General features: G+C 58.4%; 6 protein-coding genes. 5 read left to right on the forward strand and 1 reads right to left on the reverse strand.

The window, feature by feature from the left end; all coding sequences use genetic code 11:
• Positions 1-88: 88 nt before the first annotated feature.
• Together VF639_RS17950 and VF639_RS17955 are read left to right on the forward strand one after the other, a co-directional pair.
• Entirely contained in the window at positions 89-2272 is a 2184-nt protein-coding gene (locus tag VF639_RS17950; protein WP_331147308.1) for a glycoside hydrolase family 3 N-terminal domain-containing protein, read from the forward strand.
• Positions 2273-2308: 36 nt separating this feature from the next.
• Entirely contained in the window at positions 2309-4000 is a 1692-nt protein-coding gene (locus VF639_RS17955) for an alpha-N-arabinofuranosidase (RefSeq protein WP_331147309.1), read from the forward strand.
• Positions 4001-4321: 321 nt separating this feature from the next.
• Here VF639_RS17955 and VF639_RS17960 read toward each other — a convergent pair whose 3' ends face one another.
• Positions 4322-5068: a LexA family transcriptional regulator gene (locus VF639_RS17960; RefSeq protein WP_331147310.1), complete on the reverse strand. Its 747-nt coding sequence runs from the start codon at positions 5066-5068 to the stop codon at positions 4322-4324.
• Between the two features lie 73 nt (positions 5069-5141).
• On the opposite strand from VF639_RS17960, the gene VF639_RS17965 reads away from it, so the two are divergent.
• From VF639_RS17965 to VF639_RS17975, 3 genes are all read left to right on the forward strand, one after another.
• On the forward strand, positions 5142-5387 hold the full coding sequence (locus VF639_RS17965) for a hypothetical protein (protein ID WP_331147311.1): 246 nt from the start codon (positions 5142-5144) through the stop codon (positions 5385-5387).
• Positions 5380-5733 carry a hypothetical protein gene (locus VF639_RS17970; RefSeq protein WP_331147312.1) on the forward strand — a complete coding sequence of 118 codons (354 nt, stop codon included), beginning with the start codon at positions 5380-5382 and terminating at the stop codon, positions 5731-5733. The genes VF639_RS17965 and VF639_RS17970 overlap by 8 nt, the downstream gene beginning before the upstream one ends.
• Positions 5730-6000: MerR family transcriptional regulator (locus VF639_RS17975; protein ID WP_331147313.1), on the forward strand; the 271-nt coding region annotated here is incomplete at its 3' end. The genes VF639_RS17970 and VF639_RS17975, both read left to right, overlap by 4 nt.

Here is a 6000-nt window from a genome sequence, read left to right on the forward strand (position 1 = left end):
TACCAATTCACTTTTAGGTTGGTAGTATTTTGGGATTAGCTTTACTTGCTGTCAAAAGTAGCCTTCCCACCTGCCCTGCCTGCCGCTTATGAAGAGAAACTACTTGCTGCTGCCGCTACTGGCAATGCTGGCCTTGCCCAAAGCGCATGCACAGCAAACAGCCCTTTATCTTAATCCCACTCAACCCCTAAACGCGCGCGTCAACGACTTGCTTTCCAAGCTTACGCTGGAAGAGAAAGTCAGCCAGATGCTGGACAGCAGCCCGGCCGTGCCCCGCCTGAACGTACCCGCTTATTATTGGTGGAACGAAGCCCTGCACGGCGTGGGCCGCTCCGGCGGGGCGACGGTGTTTCCGCAGGCCATTGGGCTCGGGGCCACTTTCGATGAGGATCTGGCCCTGCGCGTTGCTACTGCTATTTCCGATGAGGCCCGCGCCATGTACAACGTGGCCGTAGCCAAAAACTACCGGCTCAGATACGGGGGGCTCTCGTTCTGGACGCCCAACATCAACATCTTCCGCGACCCTCGGTGGGGCCGGGGCCAGGAAACCTACGGCGAAGACCCCACGCTCACCGGCCGCCTGGGCGTGGCTTTCGTGAAAGGCCTGCAAGGCAACGACCCCAAGTACCTGAAAGTAGCGGCCTGCGCCAAGCACTACGCCGTGCACAGCGGCCCCGAAAAGCTGCGCCACGAATTCGACGCCAAAGCCAGCCCCCAAGACTTGCGCGAAACCTACCTGCCCGCCTTCAAAGCCCTGGTCGATGCCAAAGTAGAAGCCGTGATGTGCGCCTACAACAGCACCAACGGCGAGCCTTGCTGCGGCAATACCTTCCTGCTCAATGACGTGCTGCGCAAAGAGTGGGGCTTCCGCGGCCACGTAGTATCCGACTGCGGCGCCCTCGACGACCTGTACCAGGGTCACAAAGTGGTCGAAACCAAAACGGAAGCGGCCGCCCTCGCCTTGCAGCGCGGCGTCAACCTGAACTGCGGCGACACCTACACCGCGCTGGTCGATGCGGTAAAGCAAGGCCTAGTGAAGGAAACACAGATTGATAGCTCATTGGCCGTGCTCCTGCGCACCCGGTTCAAGCTCGGCCTGCTCGACCCTCAAAACACCAACCCCTACGACGCCATTCCGGTGTCCGTCATCAACAGCGACAAGCACCGGCAGCTAGCCAAGGAGGTAGCCCTAAAGTCGATAGTACTGCTGAAAAACAACGGCGTGCTGCCCCTGCGCAACGACTTGCCTACCTACTTCGTGACCGGACCCAATGCCGCCAGCGTAGATGCGCTACTCGGCAACTACTACGGCGTCAATGGCCAGATAACTACTATTTTGGAAGGCCTCACAGCTGGTATTCAACCCGGCAGCCAGCTTCAATACAAGCCTGGCATCCTGCTCGACCGTCCCAACGTGAACCCCATCGACTGGACCACCGGCGACGCCAAGGGTTCCGATGCTACCATTGTGGTACTAGGCATCAATGGGTTGCTGGAAGGGGAGGAGGGCGAAGCCATTGCCTCCCCCCACGCCGGCGACCAGCTCGACTACAATCTGCCCGCCAACCAGATCGAGTTTCTGAAGAAGCTGCGCGCCGGCAACAAGAAGCCCGTTGTGGCCGTCATCACGGGTGGCAGCCCCATGGACCTGCAGGAAGTGCATGAGCTGGCCGACGCCGTAGTGCTGGCCTGGTACCCCGGCGAGGAAGGCGGCAACGCTGTGGCAGATATCATCTTCGGCAAAACTTCGCCTTCCGGCAAGCTGCCCATCACGTTTCCCAAGAGCCTCGACCAACTGCCCGCCTACGAGGCCTACGGCATGCAGGGTCGCACCTACCGCTACATGACGGCCGAGCCCATGTATCCCTTCGGCTACGGCCTAAGCTACACCAGGTTCGAGTACGGCGACCTGCAACTGCCGAAGAGTGTGGCCCGCAACAAGCCCGTGGAGGTAGCAGTCAAGATAACCAATACCGGCAAAGCGGCCAGCGAGGAAGTGGTGCAGCTCTACGTGACGCACACGGCTCGCAAAGGCAGCCAAACGCCACTCTACGCCCTGAAGAACTTCCGGCGCGTGGCCTTGCAGCCGGGCGCCAGCACCACCGTGAAATTCACGCTCACGCCCGAGCAGCTGATGCTCGTTGATGCGCAAGGCAAAGCCGTAGCAGCCACGGGCCCGGTTACTATTGCGGTGGGTGGCGCACTGCCCTCCAAGCGCAGCCAGGAACTCGGCGCCAGCCAAGCCGTCCGGGCGCAGCTCTCCGTCAAATAAGCTTTCGATTTTCTACCTCTCTAGCCCCCGCTGCCTGTGGCCCTCCTTCCCAATTTTCCCACTTACTACGCCATCCTGATGGGTGGTTTCTTCTTGGCATTGGCTATCAACTTCTCGCTTAACCGCAACTTGCGAAGCTTCCAGGCAACTGCGTGGCGGCCCCTGCTGCTCGGTTCTTGGGCGCGTCGGGTGTGGCTGCTGGCTGGCCTAGCGCCGGTTCTGCCTACTACTGCCACTGCCCAAGCCATACCCGTCACCGTGCAGGCCGGCGACCCGAAGCTGCAAATCAGCAAGCACATCTACGGGCACTTTGCCGAGCACCTAGGCCGCTGCATTTATGATGGGTTTTGGGTGGACGACAAGCTGAACGTGTCCAAGCAAGGCCGTATTCGGATGGATGTGGTGGAGGCGCTGCGCAAAATCAAGGTGCCCAACCTGCGCTGGCCCGGCGGCTGCTTCGCCGACACTTACCACTGGCGCGACGGCATTGGCCCCACGGCGCAACGGCCCAAGATGCTGAATATGTGGTGGGGCAATTCGGTGGAAGACAACAGTTTCGGTACCCACGAATTTCTGGAGCTCTGCCAGCTACTAGGTACCGAGCCCTACCTCGCTGCCAACGTGGGCAGCGGTACGGTGCAGGAAATGGCCGGCTGGATGGAATACCTCAACGCCAACGACGACACGCCGCTGGTGCTGGAACGCCGGAAAAACGGGCATCCCGAGCCCTATAAAGTAAGCTGGTGGGGCATCGGCAACGAAAGTTGGGGCTGCGGCGGCCATATGACCCCCGAGTACTACGCCGACGTGTACAAGCGCTACGCCACCTTCGCCCACAACTACCCGGCCTCGCCACCCCTGAAAAAAATTGTGAGCGGCGCCAATGGCGACGATGCCAACTGGACCGAAGTGTGCATGAAGAAAATCCCGCTCAGCCAGATGTGGGGCCTCACGCTGCACTACTATACCTTACCCACCGGCGACTGGAAAAAGAAAGGCCCCGCCACTGGCTTCGATGAGGCACAGTACTTCAGTACCCTGCAAAACTGCCTGAAAATGGACGGCATTGTAACCCGCCACGCCGCCATCATGGACAAGTACGACCCCGAAAAGAAAGTGGCCCTGTTGGTTGATGAATGGGGCGTGTGGACCGACGTGGAGCCCGGTACCGAACCCGGCTTCCTGTATCAGCAAAACTCTCTGCGCGATGCACTAGTAGCGGGCACCACGCTCAACATCTTCAACAACCACTGCGACCGGGTGCGCGGCGCCAACCTGGCCCAAGCCGTAAACGTGCTGCAAGCCGTCATCCTCACCGATAAGGAGAAGATGCTGCTCACGCCCACCTACCATGTCTTCGACCTCTACAAAGTCCATCAGGATGCGCAACTGCTCCCCCTACAGTTCACCAGCCCCGATTACGTGCTCGGCAACCAGAAAATTCCGGCCCTCAACGCCTCCGCTTCGAAAGACGCCAGCGGCGCCGTACATATTTCTCTGGTAAATTTAGATACCAAAAAGGCTCTGAAGCTGGAAACCGCCTTACCCGGCGTAACCTGGAAAAACGTATCTGGCCGCATTCTAACCTCCGCCAAGATCAACGATTACAACTCCTTCGATAATCCCAACAAAGTGAAGCTGGCCAACTTCACGGGCGCCAAGAAACGCGGCAGCAACCTAACAGTGGAACTCCCGCCGCAATCGGTGGTAATGCTGGAACTGAAGTAATGTCTATTTCCGTCCCTCTGAGCGCCTTTACTACTTGTATGTAGTGCCTAAGCGCTGACAGCAAAGAACCACTGCTGCCAGCAGTTCTGCGTCTGCCAGATGCACCAGCATCGAATTGGCCATTACCCCAAGTTGGGTCTCGGTCTAACCGAACTGCCAAACGCGCCCGTATGGCTTAAACGAAGAATGCCCGCCGGTTAGGGCGGGCATTCTAGGTAGTGGCGCTCCCTCCTGAGACCGCGCAAACCTCATAAAACGTTGTAAAACCGTGTTATGCTTAAATTCGTCCCGGTTTGTGTCCCGGTTTCGATTAGATTACACTTATATCACGTCGCCGTAAATAATCCGGCTGACCCTCCACATTGCCCGAATGTCCGCCGCTGCTATTGGCAGACTGCCGGCCAGAGGGTTGTCGGCATGTAGCATCAGCATCCCGCGCTCCAGAATATCATTGTTCTTAATGCGCTTGATAGTGAGTTGGTCGGAGAAGGCTACGACATACACTCCGCTGGTGGCATACTTCACATTGTCGAGGCCTACCCGAACGCCCACAACCCGCATTCCTGAGCGAAGCTGCGGCTCCATCGAGTCGCCATCTATTTCGAAACCCAGCGTCCCCGGCTTCCGCATCTCCGGCGTAGGGTCGTAGATGCGCACATTGGTTAAGTTTTCGTAGGCTTCAAGCCCTCGTTCGTCCATCAAGTCCATAAAGCCTCCGCGCACTTTACAGGTTACCAGCTTCACATCCAGGTAATCCGTTTCCTCCAGGTCGCCCAATATCTGGACGTTGCCGCCCACCGGACTAAATTCTTCCATCGGGCCACTGCCAAACCAAAGCCAGTTACGGCTTATTTCCAGCTCGGCTATAATGGTTTCCAACACTTCATTGCTCGGTTGGTGCCGGCCGCCTTCTAACTGCGCCACCGTAGGGCGGGAGATTTCCAGCAGGTCAGCCATTTGCTGTTGCGTCAGGCCGCGGGCCTGCCGAACCACCTTTAGCCGCTCAGCCATGCTCAAAGCGGGCATGGGACTAACAGAGCTAAGTTTTTTGCGTTCAAGTGTAGACATTTTGTAACGTTTGGTAACTTTTACCTACATTTAAGCCGTTTAATTGTATCAAAGGTAACAGAACTAAACTCAAATGCAACCACTTGAAACTATGGGCACGCCAGCTACCCTACGGACATTGCTGCCGCACGGCGCTATTTCCAGCATTGCCCGCTCGCTCAAAATGTCTCATACTGCCGTGTCAAAGGCATTGCAGAAGGCCAAGCCTACTCACCCGGCTGTTGCTGAGGCGGTGCGCCTCATCAAAGAGGCCGGCAGCCAAGCCGTACAGCATGACCTCACGCAGCTCAGCGGCCAGGCCACCTCACCCAATGAGTAGCGCAACTCACCTGCGGGAGGCTCCACACGAGGCTACTGCTGCTCTCGAAGCAGCCCTCCAAGGCTGCCCTCGGCCTACCTTCTTCGGCGAATATAATTTTGCCACTTACTCTCAAAAGGAAGAAATCTATGGCCACCTGAACAGCGACTTCCTGACGGAGCTTGAATACAAGTGGGTGCTCTGGAAGATAGTAGAGTTCAATACCGACGTGGCCGCCGAGGTAAGCCGCCAACTCGTCCGCATTATCGACTACCGCCGCGCAATCGGGCCGCTGCCGGCACCCGCCGGCCGCTACTATCCCGAGCAATATCCTAAAACGGGCAACCCCGGCAAGTCTCAGCTATGACGGAGCTAACCACAACTACCCCCGACGGCTTGCATATCACCGTGCGAATGCCCGATAACCACGCTTGGGTACGTGAGTCGCTGGAAAAGGCCTGCGCCGCCGAGGCCCGCCGACAGCTGGCCGACACGCCCACTCCCGACCCGGCCTACGCTGTGCCCCGCGCTGCAGATCTGCTTGACCTGCATCCCGAAACCCTGCGCGACTACATGCGCCTGCCCGACCACCACCCGCGCCGCCTGCACTACATGCCCGGCGAGTCCAGCCGCG

Source organism: Hymenobacter sp. (genome assembly GCF_036387835.1).
In the GTDB taxonomy this organism is placed as follows: Bacteria; Bacteroidota; Bacteroidia; order Cytophagales; family Hymenobacteraceae; genus Hymenobacter.

What these genes read in the sequence shown, in the direction of transcription:
- VF639_RS17960 (WP_331147310.1), bottom strand. Translation starts at nt 5,068, where the DNA reads ATGTCTACACTTGAACGCAAAAAACTTAGCTCTGTTAGTCCCATGCCC.
- VF639_RS17950 (WP_331147308.1), top strand. Translation starts at nt 89, where the DNA reads ATGAAGAGAAACTACTTGCTGCTGCCGCTACTGGCAATGCTGGCCTTG.
- VF639_RS17965 (WP_331147311.1), top strand. Translation starts at nt 5,142, where the DNA reads ATGCAACCACTTGAAACTATGGGCACGCCAGCTACCCTACGGACATTG.
- VF639_RS17970 (WP_331147312.1), top strand. Translation starts at nt 5,380, where the DNA reads ATGAGTAGCGCAACTCACCTGCGGGAGGCTCCACACGAGGCTACTGCT.